General features: G+C 69.7%; 15 protein-coding genes and 1 pseudogene. 9 read left to right on the plus strand and 7 right to left on the minus strand.

Translation table 11 applies throughout. The annotated features are described in order from the left end of the window. From ABZY11_RS33350 to ABZY11_RS33380, 7 genes are all read right to left on the minus strand, one after another. Positions 1 to 503, minus strand: a 503-nt coding sequence (locus ABZY11_RS33350) for a beta-ketoacyl synthase N-terminal-like domain-containing protein (RefSeq protein WP_356482743.1), incomplete at its 3' end; no start/stop codon positions are given. Further along, positions 500 to 2,302 carry an AMP-binding protein gene (locus ABZY11_RS33355; protein ID WP_356482744.1) on the minus strand — a complete coding sequence of 601 codons (1,803 nt, stop codon included), beginning with the start codon at positions 2,300 to 2,302 and terminating at the stop codon, positions 500 to 502. The genes ABZY11_RS33350 and ABZY11_RS33355, both read right to left, overlap by 4 nt. 127 nt (positions 2,303 to 2,429) lie before the next feature. Next, positions 2,430 to 3,209, minus strand: coding sequence for a nucleoside 2-deoxyribosyltransferase (locus ABZY11_RS33360; RefSeq protein ID WP_356482745.1), 780 nt, complete (start codon positions 3,207 to 3,209; stop codon positions 2,430 to 2,432). Positions 3,210 to 3,281: 72 nt separating this feature from the next. Next, positions 3,282 to 4,022 (minus strand): uracil-DNA glycosylase family protein, encoded by a 741-nt coding sequence (locus ABZY11_RS33365; RefSeq protein WP_356482746.1) that lies wholly within the window; start codon positions 4,020 to 4,022, stop codon positions 3,282 to 3,284. 105 nt (positions 4,023 to 4,127) lie between these two features. Further along, positions 4,128 to 5,375: a methyltransferase domain-containing protein gene (locus ABZY11_RS33370; RefSeq protein WP_356482747.1), complete on the minus strand. Its 1,248-nt coding sequence runs from the start codon at positions 5,373 to 5,375 to the stop codon at positions 4,128 to 4,130. Positions 5,376 to 5,407: 32 nt separating this feature from the next. Then, positions 5,408 to 6,550 (minus strand): aldo/keto reductase, encoded by a 1,143-nt coding sequence (locus tag ABZY11_RS33375; protein ID WP_356482748.1) that lies wholly within the window; start codon positions 6,548 to 6,550, stop codon positions 5,408 to 5,410. 1,269 nt (positions 6,551 to 7,819) lie between these two features. Next, entirely contained in the window at positions 7,820 to 8,230 is a 411-nt protein-coding gene (locus ABZY11_RS33380; protein ID WP_356482749.1) for a GFA family protein, read from the minus strand. Positions 8,231 to 8,881: 651 nt separating this feature from the next. Between ABZY11_RS33380 and ABZY11_RS33385 the strand changes: the two genes are divergently transcribed. From ABZY11_RS33385 to fxlM, 9 genes and pseudogenes are all read left to right on the plus strand, one after another. Then, positions 8,882 to 10,744 (plus strand): ABC transporter ATP-binding protein, encoded by a 1,863-nt coding sequence (locus tag ABZY11_RS33385; protein ID WP_356482755.1) that lies wholly within the window; start codon positions 8,882 to 8,884, stop codon positions 10,742 to 10,744. A 95-nt stretch (positions 10,745 to 10,839) separates the two neighbouring features. Then, complete coding sequence (locus ABZY11_RS33390) at positions 10,840 to 12,318, plus strand: NUDIX domain-containing protein (protein WP_356482750.1); 1,479 nt, start codon at positions 10,840 to 10,842, stop codon at positions 12,316 to 12,318. A gap of 117 nt (positions 12,319 to 12,435) precedes the next feature. Then, positions 12,436 to 13,611, plus strand: a complete 1,176-nt coding sequence (locus tag ABZY11_RS33395; protein WP_356482751.1) for a protein-L-isoaspartate O-methyltransferase — start codon at positions 12,436 to 12,438, stop codon at positions 13,609 to 13,611. Then, positions 13,608 to 14,471, plus strand: coding sequence for a class I SAM-dependent methyltransferase (locus tag ABZY11_RS33400; RefSeq protein WP_356482752.1), 864 nt, complete (start codon positions 13,608 to 13,610; stop codon positions 14,469 to 14,471). The genes ABZY11_RS33395 and ABZY11_RS33400 overlap by 4 nt, the downstream gene beginning before the upstream one ends. After that, positions 14,468 to 14,845: pseudogene (locus ABZY11_RS33405) on the plus strand (NUDIX domain-containing protein); the annotation flags it as partial. The gene ABZY11_RS33400 and the pseudogene ABZY11_RS33405, both read left to right, overlap by 4 nt. A gap of 207 nt (positions 14,846 to 15,052) precedes the next feature. After that, on the plus strand, positions 15,053 to 15,592 hold the full coding sequence (locus ABZY11_RS33410; RefSeq protein WP_356482756.1) for an AAA family ATPase: 540 nt from the start codon (positions 15,053 to 15,055) through the stop codon (positions 15,590 to 15,592). Positions 15,593 to 15,700: 108 nt separating this feature from the next. Further along, positions 15,701 to 16,351 (plus strand): M15 family metallopeptidase, encoded by a 651-nt coding sequence (locus tag ABZY11_RS33415; RefSeq protein WP_356482753.1) that lies wholly within the window; start codon positions 15,701 to 15,703, stop codon positions 16,349 to 16,351. Between the two features lie 178 nt (positions 16,352 to 16,529). Then, positions 16,530 to 17,126 carry a class I SAM-dependent methyltransferase gene (locus ABZY11_RS33420; RefSeq protein ID WP_356482754.1) on the plus strand — a complete coding sequence of 199 codons (597 nt, stop codon included), beginning with the start codon at positions 16,530 to 16,532 and terminating at the stop codon, positions 17,124 to 17,126. Then, on the plus strand, positions 17,036 to 18,691 hold the full coding sequence (fxlM, locus tag ABZY11_RS33425) for a methyltransferase, FxLD system (RefSeq protein ID WP_356482757.1): 1,656 nt from the start codon (positions 17,036 to 17,038) through the stop codon (positions 18,689 to 18,691). Before ABZY11_RS33420 ends, fxlM begins: the two co-directional genes overlap by 91 nt. Positions 18,692 to 19,511 lie beyond the last annotated feature (820 nt).

Genomic DNA, 19,511 nt, shown 5'->3' on the forward strand with positions numbered 1-19,511 from the left:
TCGGTGCCCGCGACGACGACGGTGTCGGCCAAGCCGAGGTCGATCATGTCCGTGGCCATGCCGAGCGCGTACAGCGAGGCGGAGCAGGCGTTGGCGAAGGTGTACGTGGTGCACGTCCCGAACTCCGCCTTCAGTGCGGTGCCGAAGTGCAGGTCCTCGACGGCGACTTGCGCGCCGTCGCGCCACCACAGTTCGAGGCTTCGCTGCTCGCGCATGGTCGTGCCGACCAGAACGGGCACCTGGGCCAGGTCCTCGCCCAAGCCCGCGTCGGCGGCCGCCTGGCGGACGACGGTGGTCAACCAGCGGGTGGCACGCCCCGGCAGATCGCCGCCGCCCTCGGGCCGGTCGTCGATCTCGTAGGCGTAGGCCGCCCGGTACTTGGCCGGGTCGAACGCCCTCAGCGGCGTGCGGCTCTCCTGACCCGCGCACAGCGCGGCGAAGATCTCCCCGGAGGTGGCGCCGACGTTGGCGACGGCCGCCATGCCCGTGATGTCCCACGTCACGCTCGGCTGGCCGCCTTCCTCAGCTCGAAGGCGGCCACCTTGCCGGTCGAGGTGGTCGGGAGTTGGTTGAGGAACTCGAGGCGGGCGGGCCGCTTGTAGGCGGCAAGACCGCCGCGGATCGCGGCGAGCACCGCGCGCCGCACCACGGCCACCTCGGAGCCGGGCCCGGCCACCAGGTACGCCACCGCCTGCTCCAGGCCGTCGGCGTCGAGGCCGCCGACCACCACGCAGTCCTGGACCCCGTCGACACTGCGAACGACGCTCTCGATCTCGCTGGGCACCACCTTGTAGCCGCCCAGGTTGAGCACGTCATCGGCGCGGCACAGGTGGATGAACGTGCCGTCCGGCGCGCGGCACACGACGTCGCCGGTGTAGGCGCCACCGTCGGCGAAGGTCGCCGCCGCGGCCTCCGGCCGGCCGATGTAGCCCAGGGCGACGGTCGGACCAGCGATGTGCAGCCGCCCCTGCTCCCCGTCCGCGACGGGCGTGCCGACCGCCGCGCGGACGGTCGCGGTGATCCCGGGCACCGGCACTCCGAAGGTCCCCGGCCGATCCTCTCCCGGCTGGGTGCCGACGACGATGTAGAGGACCTCGGTCGCGCCGAGGCCGTTGAGCAGCTCGGCGCCGAAGACGGCGCGGATCCGCTCACCGAGCGGGCCGGGCAGGTTTTCGCCCGCCGCCACGCACAGCCGCACGGAGTCGACGCTGCCCGGGGCGAGCACCGTCCCGGAAGCGTTCAGCAGCGCCGCGTACAGCCGCGGAACGGAGAACAGCACAGTGGGCCGGTGGAGCTGCAACGCGGCGGCCAGGGAGTGGACGTCAACGGAGCCACTGATGAGCGCGACGCGGGCGCCGGCCGCCAGGGGGCACAGGACGGAGCTGCCGAAGCCGAAGCCGAACGACATCCGGGCGCTGGACAGCACGGTGTCCTGCTCGGCCAGCGCCAGGACCGTGCCGACGCCGTCGGCCATGGCCGCGATCGCGCCCGCCGAGTGCCGCACCCCCTTGGGCATGCCGGTGCTGCCGGAGGTGTACTGCACGAGCGCCTCACCGCCCGCGCTCCACACGGCCGCAGGCCCGGCATGCTCGGGCTGGCACGCAGGGCCAGCCTGGGCCGTCGCCAGGCCAGCGCGGACGTCCGCGCCGGCGAACCGGATGGCCGTGGCGAACAGCTCCTCCAGGGCGAGCTGCCGCGCGGGGGCCGCGTCCAGGTGCACCACTGCAGCGGCGCAGTCCTCCGCGATGTAGCGCACCTCGGCGTCGGTGAGCACCGGGCTGATCACCACGGGGACGCAGCCGTGCCACCACAGGCCCAGCACAGCGGCCACGGTCGCCACGGAGTCGTCGGCGACCAGCAGGCCGCGGGCGCCCCCGGGCACGCCTGCGGCCTGCAGCGCGCCCGCGTACCCGCGGGCCGCCTCCAGCAGTCCCGCATAGGTGACCTCCCCGGCCTGAGGGTCGAGGTAGGCGGTCCGGTCACCGCGGCCGGAACCGACGTGGCCCGCCACCAGGAGGTCGACCAGGTCGATGTCCTGGCGGGTCCCCGTCCGCTCGACGAGCACGGCCGCCGCGGCATCCAGGCTGGTGAAGGCGGCTGCTTCCTGGGCAGACAGGGGCCCGTACTGGCGCTCGACCGCGACCACGACCTCGGTCTTCTCCAGGGAGCTCATGCCGAGGTCCTCGTAGAACAGGGCACCCGGCTCGACGGCGTCCTGATCCACTTCCAGGACCGAGGCCACGATCTCCCGCAGCTTGTCGTGTATGTCGCGCACCGTGTTGATCATGTCGATGGGTTCCACCGGCAAGGGTCCTTTCCGTATCTACGTAGCCGAGCAGCGGGATCGGGGTGGACGGAGAGAGCAAGCCGAGGGTCTGCCGTCGGGGCTGTGCCCACCGGGACGAGGGCAGCCCCGCGGCAGGGTGTTCTCAGGCCCCCAAGCCGACCTCGCAGGGGAAGGAGACGGACACTCCCTGGGGCTCCTCGGTGAAGATGACCCTCTTGCCGAGTGCGGACATGAAGCCGAGCTCGAAGACGGTGCCGCTGCCGACGCGACCGCCCGGGTTGCACACCACGACAGCGTCGGCCTGCCGGAACGCGTCCATGTGCACGTACTTGTGCCGCCACGTGTCGCGGTGGTTCTTCAGCCGGACCTGGTAGTCGAAGAGGATGAAGTCGGTGCCCTCGGTCTCCGGCTTGATCCTGGTGCTGCGGGGGCTGAGCACCTCGGTGCCGCTCTCGCGCAGCCGGGCGATGGTCGCCTCGATGGGCCCCAGCGACTGCTGGAAGGACCCGCAGACGACGGCCGTCCGGAACTCACGCCGGACCATGCCTTCCACCATCTCCTCCGAACCGCAGGCGGACATGGCCGTATCCCAGTAGAACCGCTCCAGGCCGGCCCCCACGATGTTGAAGAACAGGCCCGTGTCGACGTAGACGCTGTTGACCAGCGCGGCCGCCTCCGGCTGCGGGAGCTGCTGGAAGATCCCGGTGGCGTGCACCCGCGTGGTCCTATTGTCGACGGCCTCCGCGTACTGCGTGAGCCCGGCGCAGAACTCGCCGACGCGCTCCGCCAGCGCCTCACCGTCGAGGCCGGCTGCGAACGGAAGCGGGTCCTTCGTGAGCAGGTGCAGCGCCCCGCCCTGGTGGCGGTGGACGCTGACGCGCTCCGAACCGAAGTGGACCAGGATCCTGCCTTCTGACACCACGGTGCTGTTCTCCTTCTTCTCGATCCGTCGCGGTGGGTGCCCTCAGCCGGGGGCTGGCCGAGGGTGCCGCTGCTAGTCGCCTTCTCCGCGCAGAGCACGGAGGTATTTCTCGGCGAACTCTTCCTTTCTGTCGCCGTTGTACTGCGTGATAAATCGCGGGTGCTCCAAGGGAACGATCTCCTTGAAGAAACCCCGGTCTTCGTTCACCTTCGTGAGGAATTTGAAGTTTCCGCTGCTGCCGATGCTGTAGCACACCGAGGTGTCGGTGCCGAATTCCAGCTGACGCTCCAGGGCGTCCACGAGGAATTCTTCCAGGAGCCGCAGCAGTTCCTTGTTCTCGTAGTAGTTGGCGTTGGCCTCTCTGCCCTGGGAGGTCGTCTTCACCAGGCCGAGCGGGCACACGAAGCTCATAACGAAGTCGGCGTAGAACTGCGGCCGTCCCCCGTAGCGCGCGATGACGTCGTGCAGGAACCCGGAGGAGGGCCGGCTCACCGCGTAGCCGTCGGAGACGTCGACTCCCGTGTCGCTTTCGAGGAGCTTGGCGTCTTCGAACGGGACCCCGGTCACGGCCGTGCCCCGCCGGGCGGGCGAGCTGCCCAGGACCAGCCGGCGAGGTCTGTCGTCGTCGTAATACCGGCGGTAGAACGCGGACGTCACCTCGCGGACGCGCTCTCTCTGGGGGCCGGTGAACGGGTTGACGGCCCTGAACCCGGGGGGCAGGTCGAGTTGCACCCTCGCGAGTCCCTCGTTGAACTGCAGGATGCGATCGGCAACCGTCGTTCGCCCGTTCATTGCAGAAGCCCTTCCCTTCACGCTGCTCCCTCCGTGTCCCCCTCGGGCCGCCCCGGCCGCCCGACCGGGACGGTCGGGCATTCCCGTGCAACGGGCGCCGCGTCGAGAACCGGGCGGGCGGAGGCGTTAGACGGTGACCGCCGACAGGTAGATCTCGGTGCCGGTGGGGAGAATTCGAACATCTTTGAATCCAGCACTTTCAAGCTGCGCGCCGACTGAATTCGCTGTTTCCATTCCGCGATAGAGGTCGACGAATTCAGTTCCGGGGATTATCAGTCCGGGCACGACGCAGCCGCGCTGAGTATACAGAAACCCGTTGGCCACAGAGACGATAATCACCGTGCCGGGCTTCAGTACCCTGTGCGCCTCCGAGGCAGCTGCGGAGGTGTCGAAGAATGACGAGTTGTACGTCCTCAATGAGACGTACAGATCGAAGCTGTCGTCCGGCAGGGCGGACAGGTCCTCGGCGCTGGAGATGACGGCCCTCGAACGGGGCATGCGCCTGTGTACGTGCGCGAGGCCGCTCTCGGCGATGTCGGCGAAGGTGATCTGCGGGCAGTCAGCGAAGAGGACCTCCGCTTCGTGGCCGGCGCCGACGCCGACGTTGAGAATGTTGAGGCCGGACAAGGGCCGGCTGGACGCCCCCCGGTAGACCGCTGAGAAGTCGTCGGCCCAGCCCGGGTTGGCCGTTCGGGCGTCGTACACGTAGTCGTAGGTGCCGTACTTCGCGTCGAACGCCGCGGCCAGAGCGTCGCCGACGGCGCGGTCCGCCTCCTTGTACTCGGCCTCGTACCGTTGGCAGACGAGGTGGGCAAGCGCTGCCCTCCCCCGGTGGGCGTTGACGTCGTCCTTGGTCAGCGCGAAGCCCATCGCCATCAGCGTGGTGGTGACGGCGTCGCTGATGCGGTGGCTGGAGTAGTGGGGGTTGCACTCGATGCTCTGCTCGCTCGCCGCGTAGAGGCCCTGATTCTGGGTCAGAATCTGCCGCTGGAGCTGGTCTGGGAAGCGGAGCACGTGGCCTCGCTCGGTGACGGGATCGCCGCTGAGGTAGCTCGTCAGCGCGGGGTCCGGCAACCCGATGTGCACCGTGTCGATTCGCGTGTCCGCCAAGAGCTCGGCCAGCTCGAACGACCCGTCCAACGCCAGGGTGTTGATCGTCAGGTAGAGGCTGTGCGCGCTGGAGTGTCCGAGTTCGCGTATCTTGCGCCGCAGAGTCCGGAGCCAGGACGTGCCGTGCTCCTCGCCGTCGAAGGCGGAGCAGAGCAGCTGGCCGCGCTCGGAGACCAGGGCCGCGCCGACCCGTCGGCCTGGCTGGGGCCGCAGTTGCGCGAGGCCGATGGCGTAGGCCATCCAGGTGGTGTTGTCCGGGCTCACGGTGCCTTCCCCCTGGTGGTCCGCACGGCGCGTCATCGCTCCTCGGCTTCTTGGGCGGGCCGCCTTGCGCCGGGGGTGCACGGCACGGACGCCGTTTCCTTGGAGCGGGGCTGGCTGGCCGCCTCCAGCTCGGCGCGCAGGGCCGCGTAGGCGGCGTCGACGAATTCGTGGTCCGCTTCGCTCAGCTCGGACTGGAGACCCTGATAGTTCGCCGCCACCTGCTGTGGACTGGCGAATCCAGCCAGGACGATCGAGTCCGGGCAGCGCCGGAGGCAGTGGTGGAGGGCGACCCGGACCAGGTCGTGCGCGGTGGAGCCGAATCGGTTCCGCAGGGGCTGCAAGCCTCGCTCGACGGCGGCCAGGACCGGCGCTGTGAGGCGCGAGCGGACGTCTCCGGGGCCGAAGACCGTACCCGGACGGTGCTCGCCGGTGAGCAGGCCCAGCCCCAGCGGCTCGGTGATCACGGTAGCGACGCCGTGGCGGCGGGCGAAGTCGAACACGCCCTCCTCGCCGCAGTCGCTGGCCTCGCGCCCGGGTGCGGGTAACTGGCTGAGTGGGCTGAAGGAGGTGACGATGACCTTGGGGTCGAACTGCTGCACGAGGAAGGCGAACCGGGTCGCGCTGCCCCGGCGGCGGTCGCATGGGCGCACGGAGACCGCCAGCCGGTGCGGCGCCCGCATGCCGAGCGCCTTGACCCTGCCGAGGTCGCGCAGGGCCTCCAGCGTCTCCCGCGCCTCCTGGAAGAACTCATCGCGGGGGCCGAAGTCGACGTGGTGCAGCGTCAGGACGTCCAGCCATTCCACGCCGAGGATTTCAAGGCTCTGCTCCACCTGGCTGTGCAGGTTCAAGGAGCGGTAGGCGTTGACGCCGGTGCCCCGGAAAGCCCCGACGGTGCTGGTGATCCGGACGCTTGCGCGGGGCACCTGGGCCAGCATGCGGCCCAGCAGCCGTTGGGAGTGCCCGAGGCCGAAGACGTCCGCAGTGTCGAAGACCGTCGCGCCCTCCGCGTGGGCACGCAGGAGGGCGTCGACCGCGCGGTCGTCGCCCACGGCGGCCCAGCCCGCAGCGCGGCCCAGGTTGGTTGCCGGCCCCCCGATGGGCCGGCAACCGGCACCGAGAGGGTGCTCGTCCCATCCGGCGACCAGGCGGCGCCGGGGCAGGTGTGAAGCGGACACGACGGGGCTCGCTCTCATCGCGAAGGACAGGGCTCCAGCTCAGCTCGCCGTGGTGCAGCAGAGCGCTGAGGCAGTGGTCCCGGGAATCTGAAGAGAAGTGGGGCGGAGCACGGCTCTCGTCAGCCCCGCTCTCACCGTCGCACTCCTCTGAACGAGAACTCCAGCTGCCCACCGGCTCATATCGGGGGTCATTCCCACGAGGAGGCGACCCACCTACAGGCAATTAGCCCAGATATGCGCAGATTTGAGGCCGCCTGCCGCGTGGTGGAAGGCGGATCTGAATGACCCTCGATATGAGCCCCCGTGCATCTGGCCCGACAGATGACGGCAGGGCAGGCTGGTGATCAGCTCCCAAGTGGTCAAGACATACTGGCAGTTCGACGTGCCGGGGCGTCGCCCCTGTCCGTCATTCGCCCCTAGCCACCGGGGCTTCGGACGTCAGGCACCCTGCGGTGACCCTGGTCCCCGAAGCTCCGGTTTCACTCCCCGAGGAACCTTTACCCGTGACTGCGACTGCGATCGTCGAGGGTGCTGTCCCCCCTACCGAGCGCTGCAGAGGCGACTCAGCCAGGAGGAGGTACCGGCATGGTTCGGTCATTGCCGCCTCCGTGCGTCCTCGCCGCCCGGCCGGCCTCCCCTATAGCCGGTCGCCGGGGCGGGGGTGCTTGCCGTTCTTCCGCCGTTGGCGGTGCTGATGCTGACCGTCGTATCTGCATACCTCCTGCGGATCGAGAGCGCCGGTTCCGGTACACGCTGGTTGGTGTGGACGGCGGTTGCTGTGGCGTGCACCGCGGTGCCGGTTGTCGCATGGTGGGTGTCCCGTACGACCGCCGATGAGGTGCACCGGCACCGCGTAGCCGACGTTGAGGCAGCACAACAAGATGGAGGGCTTCCGCGCGGAGATGGGCTACGGCAACAATCCGACGAGCTGCTTCGTGCGTCCTGGCTCGTTCCTATTCGGGCCTGATGCCCAGCGTCCCTTCCTGGGACAGCGGACCCCGCCGACCGTCCTGACCGGGCGCCGGCGGCGATCCACGTCGGTATCGCCCACCAGTCTTTCAATTCGCCGCCGGCCAGGGAAAACGAGGCTTTCGGCCACACCTCGCAGTGGACAAGGTCAAGGCCGATCGCAGGCCGGCCGACGAGGAAGGAGAGCTCGCCGCATCGGCGCCGGGCGAATCCGCCGATCATGGATGGGCGGCGTGCTGGCTGCTCGTATGTGCTGCGCCTCGGCGCCGACAACGCCACACCAGGCACCCGTCCGTCAGTTCAGGGCAGCGCCAGGGTGGAAGGGATGGGCGGAAGCCACCCGGGAGTGTTATGGCGGAAGCTATGCCCGACGGGAATGATCTCGGGGCCGTTGTCCAGGGCCGACAGGCAGATCCCGAGGTACTCCTCACCGTCGGCCGCCGCCCCGAGCGGCGTGCTGCACTTGGGGCAGGACCAGCGCTCCATCGTGGGCCAGGACCGGTACGAGCGGGGCGTCCCGGGCCCGGTCCAGCTGAAGGCGGTCCTGCGGAAGCCGACCCAGGCCATGAGCGGACCGCCGGACAGACGGGCGCAGTGGGGGCAGGCGCACACGTGGGGGTCGTATGGCTCTCCGGTCGCTTCGAAGCGGATGTGTCCACACAGGCATCCGCCGGTGGACACCTCGTGGGTGGATGTGTCGTCGTTCGGCATGGGCGCTCCTCGGCAGGGTCCGGGGCGGGTGAGTGCGCCTCGGGGTCGGCAGCCTGGCACGCCCGTTCCGCGGCCTGGGTGCGGCCACACAGAATCGGGCCATTGCCGCCCCCGTGACGCCTCGTGGCGCCCACTGGACGGCGCAGTTGCTGCACGGGGCGGCAAGGGTTTCAGGTTGGCCGGAAAGCCGCGACAGATGCGGCCGAAGGGGTGACCATCCATCGAACGGAGACGTTTCAGATGCCCCGGCGCCGCGCGCCCGGCATGAACGGCGAAATTCGCACACTCATCCAAAATCCCCCTCGCCGTCACCCGTTACGGCGAGCCGTGAACCACGTTTTTAGTGCACCCGTGCCACACCGACGCCCAGACGGAGGACACCATGCACCCCAGCCCCGCCCCCACGAACCGGCCTCCCGGAATCGAACGGCCCGGCCCGATCACGCTCAACGTCGGCAGCATCCGTACCTCAGCAGTCCCGGATACGGGGTGGGAAGCATGAGCGAGCCCGATGCCTCGGCCCGCAATGTGCCAGGACCGCGCACCACCCCTTCCAGGAACGGAGCAGCAACAACGCCCGTTCGGCCAGAAGGTGCTTCGAGCGGCTCCTCCCCCGAGACCGAGTCCGCGGCCGATGTCTCCGCCCCGCAGATGCGGTACGTCGATCTGACCGGCAGCCGTGAAGCGGCCGGGCGTTCCATCCGGATGCGCGACATGGCCCGGCGCCTGCCCCAACTCGTGCGTCGCTCCCTGGCCCTCGCCTGGCAGGTCGACCGGCGGGCGACCATCGGTCTCCTGCTGTGCCAGGCCGTCGCCGGAGTGATGCAGGCCCTGGGCCTGGTCGCCATCGCCGGTACGTTAACCGCGCTGCTGAGCAGTGGAGACGTCTACCACCGGCTTCTTCAGGCGTGGCCGTCGGTGGCCCTGCTGGCGGGTGCCTCCGGTGTGCGTGCGCTCCTGGGGATCACTGTCAGCTGGCTGTCTTCCCGGCTGGGTCCGCTGATGTCGCGCGAGGCCGAGCAGATGCTGCTCACCGGCTGTGCCGGGGCGGAGTTGTGTGCCTACGACGAGCCCGACTTCAACCGCGACCGCGAGGCCGCCGACCGCGGGGCCCAGGTCACCGGGGATCTGATCGACGAGGGCCAGGACCTGATCGCGTCGAGTGCCAGTTTCCTCGCCGGGGCCGTCGTGCTGGCAGGTGTGCACTGGGTCCTCCTCCCGCTCCTGGTGGCGGCCAGCCTTCCTCAGGCGCTGGCCCAGGTCAGTGCCGCCCGGGTGAGGTACCTGGCGAATCTCCGCAGCAACGGTGACAACCGGATGCTGTCGGTGCTGCGTTGGCACATCTTCACCAGGGAGGCCGCCGATCAGATCCGCGCCGGCACCATGGCCGCGTTCCTGTCCGGCCGGTACCGGCAGACGGTTGCCCGGATCAACCGCGAGGACCGGGCCGCGGCCGACACGGGTGCCCGTATGTCCCTGGTCGGCGCGTTGTGCGGTGGCGTGGGCTCGGCGGTGGTGTGGTCGGCGGTCGTGTGGCTGCTGGCCAACGGCCGCATCAGCGTAGGGCACGCGGGGACGGCCGTGTTCGCTCTTCAGACGGTCGGACAGTCGGTCCGGGGCCTTGTGGCCGTCGGGGCGCGCGCCGTGCGCACGGGCCTGTACATGGACGACTGGAGCGGTTTCCTGGACAAGGCCGGCGGGTTCCGACTGCGCCGGGGTTCGCACCGTCCGAAGGCGCCGGAGAAGATCGTGTTCGAGTCGGTCACCCACGGCTACTCGGGCAAGGACGGCAACGCGCTGTCCGACGTGTCGCTGACCTTGCGCCGCGGTGAGGTCACCGCCCTGGTCGGATTCAACGGGGCGGGCAAGTCGACGCTGTCGAGGCTGGCCAGCGGCCTGTACCTGCCCACCGGCGGGCAGGTGCTGTGGGACGGGGTGCCCACCGGTGACGCCGACCCTCTGGCGTTGTGGGAGCAGGTGGCTCTGGTGCCGCAGGACTATGCCCACTGGCCGCTGAACGTGCGCGAGAACGTGACCCTGGGGCAGCCCACACAGCGTGGCGACGCGGCAGTGCGTGAGGCGTGCGAGGCGGCCGGCGCCGATGAGGTCGTCGACAAGCTCGGCGCCGGCCTGGACACGCTCCTCGCGCGTGAATGGCTGAACGGGGAGGAGCTCAGCGGGGGACAGTGGCAACGCATCGCGCTGGCAAGGGCGTTCTTCCGGGAGGCCGGATTGCTGGTGCTCGACGAGCCGACCGCGAACCTCGATCCCCGCGCGGAGTACCGGATCTTCCAGCGGCTGCGGGACCTGGCCCGGGACCGCGTGGTGCTGCTGGTGACCCATCGCATCACCAATGTCGCCGTGGCCGACCGGATCGTCGTGCTCGATGAAGGCAGGGTCGTGCAGGAGGGAACCTACCAGCAGCTCTCCCAGCAGCCCGGTCTGTTCAAGCAGTTGCTGTCCTACCAGGTCTCGACCGAGCCGGACGGCGAGAAGGACGGGACGCGCACATGAGCCGCCCCAGTGCCGTTGCAGATCCCCGAGCCGACGGGAACTCGCCCTCCACTCCGCGCTCTTTAAACCACCCCACCCTCATTCGAGGTGATGACGTGCCGCCCACCTGTTCCCACATCCGTACGACCGCCGAGGCATATCTGGACCGGCATCCGGATGAGCGGGAGGCCCTGTCCGGGTTACTGTCTGTCCTGGACAGTGCCGACGACCCGTGCAGTCGTGCCACACTGCCCGGCCACATCACCTGCAGCGCGGTCGTCATCGACCGTGATCGGCGCGTGCTGCACATCGGCCACAGGGGCACTGGGCTGCTCCTCGTCCCCGGCGGCCATGTCGAGGACGACCGGACGCTTCTGGCAGCGGCGCTGCGGGAAGGGTGCGAGGAGACCGGGATCCGCCCCGGGGATCTGTGCCTGACCCCGCAGTTCCTCGGAGCGCCGGTCGATATCGACGTCCACGACATCGCCGCCAACCCGGACAAGGGCGAACCCGCACACCGGCACTTCGACTTCCGGTTCGTCTTCCACCTCACCGGCGAGCAGCCGCCGCCGCTCATGCTTCAAGAGAAGGAAGTCTCCGGCGCCCGGTGGCTCGCGTTCGCCGACGTCAGCTCCCCGACACTGCGCGCCAAGCTTCTGAACGCCGAGGCTGCCCTTGGGCTCGACGGGCAGCCGCAACCCGTCAACGCATCCGTTCTGATCCATGACGGGGCTGGCCGCTATCTGCTGCATCTGAGGGATCTGCTGGACGGCATCTGGGAGCCGGGGGTGTTCGCCCTCCTGGGCGGTGGGCGCGAGCCGGCCGACCGCTGCCTGAACGAAACGGCATGGCGGGAACTCACCGAGGAAGCCCCGGGGCTGAAGGTAGCGGACCTGACCCCGTATGCAGTGGAGGAGGCGACGAGCATCGACGGTCTCGCCGTCCCCGTCCAGGTCTACACAGCCGTCTGGAGTGGTGATCCCGACGCCGTGGGCCTGCAGGAAGGCGTGCTGCTGCGGTGGTTCACCCCCGGCATGCTGGACCGGTTGCGTCTGAGCCCCGGCCTCGGCGACCTGATCCGCCGGCACGCGGCCGAACACTCCCGGGCCGGCGACCCGCCGGCCCGTGGGCATCTGCTGCGCGACGAGGCACCAGAGGGAACCGAACTCCACATCGTGGGTGTCCACCTCCACCTCCAGGACGAGCGCGGACGGATCCTCCTCGGCCGGCGCCACCCCGACTCGAAGTACGCACCGGACCAATGGCACTTTCTGGCCGGGCACTGCGAGCGCGAAGAAGCGGTCAGCTGCCTGGCACGGGAAGCCGCAGAGGAAGCCGGGCTGATCATCAAGCCCGGGGACGTCGAGCTCGTACACCTGGTCCACATGGTCGACTCCCCGTCCGCCCGGCCGCGGATCGGTCTCGTGTTCCGGGCCCGCACCTGGTCCGGCACCCCGCAGGTCCTGGAGCCCGACCGGTGCGTGGAGTGGCGATGGTGGAGCCCGGAGGATCTCCCCACCGAGGTCGTGCCCTACACCCGGGCCGCCATCGACGGCATCAGCCACGGCCGCCTCTACACCGCGACGGGCTGGTGAGCACCGATGACAGCTCCGCAACCGAAGTCCGGGCCCTGGCCCGAACAGTGCCCTGCACCGGAGTCGGCACGTCATGGCACACCTTGGGCGGCGGAGTGGGCCGCCGCGCGGCAGGAGATGGTGGCCCGTCTTGAGGCATCGGGCGATCTCCGACCCGGACCCGTGCGCGAGGCCCTGCTGGTGCTGCGTCGCGAGGTGCTGATGCCGCAGGCCTACGTGCGGCGTTCCGCGGACGGGGTGAAGCCGCGGCGCTGGGACTTGCTGGACTGGGCGGCGCCGCAGGACCGTGAGGAACTCGCGAAGGTGCTGTACGGCGGGGCCAGTGTGCTCGTCCAGTGTGACGGGGAGCAGGTTCTCGGCCGGGCGCGCGGTCCCCGGTCGGGGGTGTCGATCACATCGATGTCCACGGTGATGGGCGTGACTGCGTCGCTGATGGACGAACTGGATCTGCGGCCCGGTCAGCGGGTGCTGGATGTCGGCACGGGCGCGGGGGTTACGGCTGCGGTGGCCTGTCAGGTCTGTGGTGACCAGGGGGTTGTCACTCTCGACCGGGACCGGCACCTCACGCAGGCGGCCGCTGCACGGCTGGCCGGTCTCGACTTCCGGCCGGAAGCGGTGTGCGGGTCGGGCGACGAGGGCTGTCCGGCTGGTGCGCCGTTCGACCGGATCTTCGTGTCGTACACCGTGGCAAGTGTGCCGCCCGCCCTCGTCGAGCAGCTGGCGCCCGGGGGCCGGCTGCTGGTACATGTCACCACCGACTCGCCCTCGTGGCCGGCCCTGGCCGTCGTCGAGCGCACCTTTGATGGTCAGGTCCGGGCCGAGCTGCGGGCCGTGGAGTTCGCCCACCAGGCAGGTCACGGCATGGAACGGATCTGGCTCACCGAGGAGTTCCGGCAGCGCATCACCGCCGAGCCGGGCGAGTGGACGCAGCAGAGCATGCTGGCTCCGCCCGCGGACACCGACCGGGGCCTGTGGCTGGCGGCCGATCACCTTCTGAGCGGCCTGGTGCGGGACTTCGGCGCCGAGCACCTGGTGATCGGCGCCCCTGTCTGCGGGTCGTGGCTGCGCGTGGAGCCGCTGAGCCGCCGGCGCTGGAATATCGTCACGCACGGTCCGCGTGACATTTGGAAAGAGATCCAGGACCTCGCCGATCGATGGCGGGCGGCAGGCTCCCCCGACCGATACCGCCTGGTCTTCGAGCCTGGCGGCGGGCAGCTGGCCGCCTCCGAATGCGGCCGCCTGGCCTGGCACCTGCATGTTCCCCGCCCATCCGATGAGAGAGCCGCCTCGTGACACATTCAAGCGTTCCGGCCCCGTCGCCGGACCAGGAAACCCTGTTCGCGGCAGCGGCCGCCGACTACGCCCGCTACCGGCCCGGCGTACCGGAGGCCGCGGTGCGGCTGCTGGCCGATACCCTCCGCGGCCGCGCGGATCCGGTGCTGCTGGACTTGGGCACCGGCACCGGGCAGGTGCCACTCGCACTGCGGCACGCCGTCCCCGATCTGGCGCACATCGAGGCAGTCGACGTCAGCCGGCAGATGCTGGACCGGGCCCGGGCCGCACTCGCTCCAGTACTCGGCCGCTGCACCCTCACCCTCGTCCACGCCACGGCCGACGAGTACCAACCACCCGCACCGCAGCCTGGCGAAGCGGTGCTGCGACCGGCCTTGGTCACCTGCTGCCGGTCCTACCACTGGATGCCCGGCCCGGCGGTGCTGGACATGGCGGACCGGGTCACCGCCCCGGACGCAGCGGTGGCGATCATGGGCGACGGGAGCCTGTGGACGCACCAGGCGGAGTGGACCCGTGCACTGCGGGAGGTGATCCAGGCCTATCTGGGCTCCGAGCGCCGGGCGGGCACCCGCACCACCTACACCGAGCCCCGCCGTTCGTACCAGGAGGACCTCGCCGCATCGGCGTTCACCGAAGTGAGCGAGCACCGCTACCCCGTGGCCCGTACCTGGACGCCCGCTGCAGTCGTCGGTTATCTCCGCAGCACCTCCTTTGCCCACCCGGACCTTTTCCAGGAACGGCACGAGGCGTTCGAGGCCGAAGCCCACCACCTGCTCGACACCTACGCAAAGGACGGGACGTTGCAGGAGGAAGCGGTGTTCACCGTCCTTCTGGCACGCAGGCCCAAGGCCGCGTCATGACCGGACAGCAGCGGCGGCACCAGGAGCCGGTCGACGTCCATCTGATCCTGCGCCGCGACGGCGCGGCGGGCCCGGAGGTCCTGCTGTCCCGCCGCGCCGGAAGCGTTTACGCGGCGGGACTCTGGCACTTCCCGTCCGGGCATTTGGACGGTGCTCACGAGGACGCCGTGACGGCGCTCGTTCGCGAAGCCCGGGAGGAGACCGGCCTGATCATTGCCCCGGCCGATGTCCGCTTCGCTGTCACGGTGCACCACCGTGCTCCCAGTGGCGGGGCCCGGGTCGGCATGTTCTTCGAGGTCCGCGCGTGGCAGGGCACACCCCGTGTTCTTGAGCCGGCGGTGTGCGACGCGATGGGCTGGTTCCCTTTCGATGCCCTGCCGGCGCCCATGGTTGCCTACTGCCGGGCCGGGCTCGACGCATACCGCAATGGCGAGTTGATGGCCGTGCACTTCCAGGATCCTGGTGACCCGGTCCCCTACCTCCCTGAAGCGGACCGGTACCGCCCTGTTCAGGCCGTCGTCCCGGGGCCGGTCGGTCCGGCCGCCGGGGAGCGTCAGTACGCCCCGGGCCCACAGCTGAACGTGGGGAGTGAAGCCACCCGGCTTGTCGTCGTTCGGGGGAATTCGGCATCAGGCAAGTCCTCGGTCGCGGCCGGGATCCGCGACCGGTTCGGACGCGGCCTGGCCGTGGTCGGGCAGGACAACCTGCGAAGGGTCGTGCTGAGGGAGCGTGATGTGCCTGACGGCGCCAACATCGGGCTGATCGACTCGGTCGCCCGCTACGCCCTGGACGCGGGCTACCACGTGGTGATCGAAGGGATCCTGCACGCCGGCCGGTACGGTGACATGCTCTCGGGGCTGCTCTGCGACCACCGCGGAGTCTCCCGCTGCTACTACCTCGACATTCCCATCGAGGAGACGCTCGCCCGGCATTCCTCAAAGGCTGACCGGGAATATCTGGCCCATGTCACGGAGCGGGAACTGCGTGACTGGTACCGAGAGCGCGACCTTCTCCCGGAGGGGGTCGAAACCGTAATCGGAGCCGACAGCAGCCTCGCCGAAACGGTCGAACGCATCATGCACGACACCGGCCTTGCACTGCTGCCCGCACACACGACCTGAGAACCCTGCCCCATCGCCAAGGCGGCATTCCGAAATATGCAACCTGCTCGACACTGAACTACGTGACGTGAATCCCGAAAACTTCGTCTCATGGAACAGGGAAAAGTCATGACGATCATCTTGATGTCCGATCCGTCCGTGGCCGCGATTCCGGTCGAGGACTGCGGCGAGCCCCTGGTCGACGTCCGTCAGAGCGGTGAGCTGCTCACCGACACCCGCAGATCCGACCCGGCCGGCGCTTTCGCGCACCTGCGCCTGGGAGTCCACGACCGGCTGCTGGACGCACAACGCCGGCTTCCTGACGGGCTGCGTCTCCTCATCGTCGAGGGCTACCGGCCGCCGGACCTGCAGCAGACGTACTTCGAGCGGTACTCGGCGCAGCTGCGCACGGCCAATCCGGGCTGGACGCAGCAGGACATCCGGGTGGCAGCCAGCCGCTATGTGTCGCCCCCGGAGATCGCGCCGCACAGCGCCGGGTCCGCCGTTGACCTGACTGTTGTCGACCGGACTGGCAAGGAATTGGATATGGGGACGGAAATGAACGCGAACCCCGAGGAAAGCGAGAACGCCTGCTATACCGGCGCTGCCAACATCTCGGCGAAGGCCAGAGCGAACCGGACCACGCTTTCCATCGCGCTCTCGGAAGCCGGACTGATCAACTATTTGACGGAATGGTGGCATTGGTCGTATGGCGACCGGTACTGGGCACTGCAGGCAAACCGGCCTGCCGCCCTTTACGGCCCCGCTGAAATGCCGTAACGACGTACCGTCCGGCCTTTATGAATGAGGAGCGATCTGTGGGATACACCCGGGCCGACTGGTCCGAGCACTACAGCGAGGGCCGTGGCTTTCGAGGACTCGGGGACGAGGAGAGGAGTCTGCTCGTCGAGCACGCGATGGCGGCCGCGCGCTGGATGCCTGTTCCGGCACTGGCGAGATGGCGGCATACCTTGCCTCGCTCGGGTACAGCGTCGACGGCGTCGACTTCGCGGAAGGCGCCCTGGAGCGGGCTCGGTCGGAGCATGCCGGCATGGAGGGGGTGCGCTGGCTGTGCCTGGACGTGGAACACGACGACCTGGCCGACCTGGCCGAGGACGGCTACGACCTGATCACCCTCCGGCTGTCCATCGCCTTCGTCCGCGATCGTGCCAGAGTGCTGCGCCGTCTGGCTGCACTGCTGCGTGAGGACGGTGTGCTCCTCGTCATCACGCCGGTCGCGGAGAACACCTCGTCAGAGCGGCGCCACATCGCACTGGACGAGGATGAACTCCCGGCCCTCACCGACGGGTTCGAGAACGTCGAGCGGTTCGACGCGGAGGGTCTGGCTGTGCTGGTCCTGCGCGGCGTGGGCGGGTCGTTCAGCGCGCAGGAAAGCTGCGGCCCGACCCGCAAGCGGTCCTCGGTGCCGCGGCCGTGGTCACCGACGCATTCGGGCGGGTCCTGCTGGGCCGCTCGACCCGGGGGATGTGGGAACTGCCCGGCGGCAGGATCGAAACAGCAGAAGCTGCACCGGCGGCTGCCGTGCGGGAGTTGACGGAAGAGACCGGGCTGACGGCGCGTGTGGAGGACGCACATGTCGTCACGGTCCTTCACGACGACCGGCTGGATGTGCGGCGTGTCACCGCCGTGGTCCGCCTCACCGGCTGGGGCGGTGAACTCGGTCTGCCCGAACCGCACCGCTTCGTGCGATGGGAGTGGCACGACCTGCCCACTCTGGCGACCCTGGGGAAGATCTTTGCACCCAGCGCGCAGGCCCTGAACGCAGTGTGGCCCGGGGTCCTGACGGGGCTGCCGCCCGTCCACTCCTACGTGTGCGCCACCACCGTGCCACCAGTGCCCGGCGAGCCGGCCGACGCCGTCCGGCTGCGCGGCCGGATGGCAGACACCGTGATCCGCAATAACTGGGCCCCCTCCCCGAGAGTCCAGGCCGCGCTGCGCGAGGTGCCCCGGCACCGGTTCGTTCCCGAGGCTGTGCTGGAGACGGCCTACCACGACGACCTCGCCGTGGTGACGGTCCGGGAGTCGCCCCGCATCGCGCTCAGTTCCGTCTCGGCTGCTTGGCTGCAGGCCCACATGATCGAGGAACTCCGGCTGGAGCCGGGAATGACCGTGCTGGAGGTCGGATCCGGCGGGTACAACGCGGAGCTCCTCGCGCACGTGGTCGGGGACCGCGGCCGCGTGGTGACCGTGGACATCGACCCGTACGTGGTGCACCGCACGCAGCGGCTGTGCGCGGAAGCCGGAAGCGGCCGGGTCACCGCCGTCCTCGGTGACGGTGGTCTCGGCGCACCCGGCCACGTCCCAGCCCGAGGGTTCGACGGGCTGATGATCACCCACAGCGCGGCCGACATCGCACCGTCGTGGCGGGAGCAGCTCGCGGAGGGAGCGCGGCTGGTCGTGCCGCTGGAGATGGGCGGCTACACCCGCTCGCTCACGTTGGTGCGGCGTGGAGACGTGCTGCACACCGTGCACTGGACGTACTGCGGTTTCGTGCGGGACCGTGGTGCCGCCGCCCGCACCGCTCCCGCCGTCTCTCTGGCCGGCGGCGAGGTCACCGTGCGGTGGGAGGACGGGGCGCCCAGCGACACCGCCGGGCTCGATGAGGCGCTGTGCGGGCCCCGTCACGAGCTCACCACTGGCCTCGTGGTCCGGGGTACCTTCAACTTCGAGACCTTGCAGGTCTACGCCGCAACCACGCTGCCGGGGTTCTGCCGCCTGACCGCCTCCGAGGGGTCGACGCTCGTGGCGCAGCAGGACGCTGCCGCGATGCTGGCGGACGGCTCCCTCGCCTACCTGACCCATCGTATGGTCGAGGACTCACCGGATCCGGCCGACCGTCTCACCGAGTTCTTCGTCCATGCCTACGGCCCGGCCGCCGGCGAGCTGGCAGAACGCTTCGCCGACTGCGTGCGCACCTGGGACCAGAAGGTGCGCGAGAGCGGCTACCCACCGATGACCGTCCACCCCGCCGGAACTCCCGACGATCGGTTGCCGGTTGGTGATGTGCTCGACAAGCCCTTCGCAAGGCTCGTCTTCCAGTGGCCCGGCCGCGTTCCCGACGGGGCACCGGACCTGACGGCAGGCGGCCGGCGTGCCTGACTCCCTGGGGCTGATCACCGCCAAGGCCGGGCCACCTGACGGCGACGAGGCCGCGAGCGGTGGACCGCCGGCTTTGTTCTCGCTGCGCGCACACCCTTTGTTCAGCGCGCACCTGACCGGTGGCCGGGGTGGTCCACGTCTTCGGGATGAGGAGCCAGGGCTTGCCGAGCAGTTGGCGGCCATGGTGCGGACCTGGGACTGTCACGTACATGACGGCGAGGGCCCGGGCCTGACCATCCATCCGGCCGGCACACCCGATCGTCTGCTGCTCACCGGGTATGTAGTGAACAGAGCGGTCTCGCGCATGGTGTTCCGGTGGCCGTGACGTGCTCGTCCAGGCCGCCGTTGAGCACGGCGGGACACTCGCCGAAGCCGTGGAGAGTACGTGATCATCTGGCTCAACGGCCCTGTACGTGACGGCGAGAAAACCCTCGACCCCCACCTGCGTGAAGCGATACCCGGCGCGCGGTTGTCGCCGCCTCGGAGGCCGTCGTCGATGCTGTGCGGGCCGTGCTCGCCGGGAACGCTCCTCACTCGCAGGACTTGCAAGGACCTGCCGCCCTGGCGAACCTGCCACGGCGCGTATCACCGACCTGGCCCGGCACACCGGTGGTCCGGCCACCATGCCCATGACCGCCCTCAACCCGCCTACCCGGCCGTGACGTTCACCATGCTGCGCCGGAACTGCACCGGTGTCCCTCACCTCGCCCTGCGCACCACCAGCTGGCCCACCGCCCACCTCTGCGAAAGCCGGAGCACCATCACATGACCAGCACCGTCACAACCCGGCCCTTGCGGCTGGGCACCCGGCCCAGCCCCA

This window comes from Streptomyces sp. NPDC006510 (assembly GCF_040611955.1).
In the GTDB taxonomy this organism is placed as follows: Bacteria; Actinomycetota; Actinomycetes; order Streptomycetales; family Streptomycetaceae; genus Streptomyces.

Coding starts and splice junctions, on each gene's coding strand:
- ABZY11_RS33380 (WP_356482749.1), bottom strand. CDS start 8,230: ATGCCGAACGACGACACATCCACCCACGAGGTGTCCACCGGCGGATGC.
- ABZY11_RS33385 (WP_356482755.1), top strand. CDS start 8,882: ATGCGGTACGTCGATCTGACCGGCAGCCGTGAAGCGGCCGGGCGTTCC.
- ABZY11_RS33395 (WP_356482751.1), top strand. CDS start 12,436: ATGGTGGCCCGTCTTGAGGCATCGGGCGATCTCCGACCCGGACCCGTG.
- ABZY11_RS33415 (WP_356482753.1), top strand. CDS start 15,701: ATGACGATCATCTTGATGTCCGATCCGTCCGTGGCCGCGATTCCGGTC.
- ABZY11_RS33420 (WP_356482754.1), top strand. CDS start 16,530: ATGGCGGCATACCTTGCCTCGCTCGGGTACAGCGTCGACGGCGTCGAC.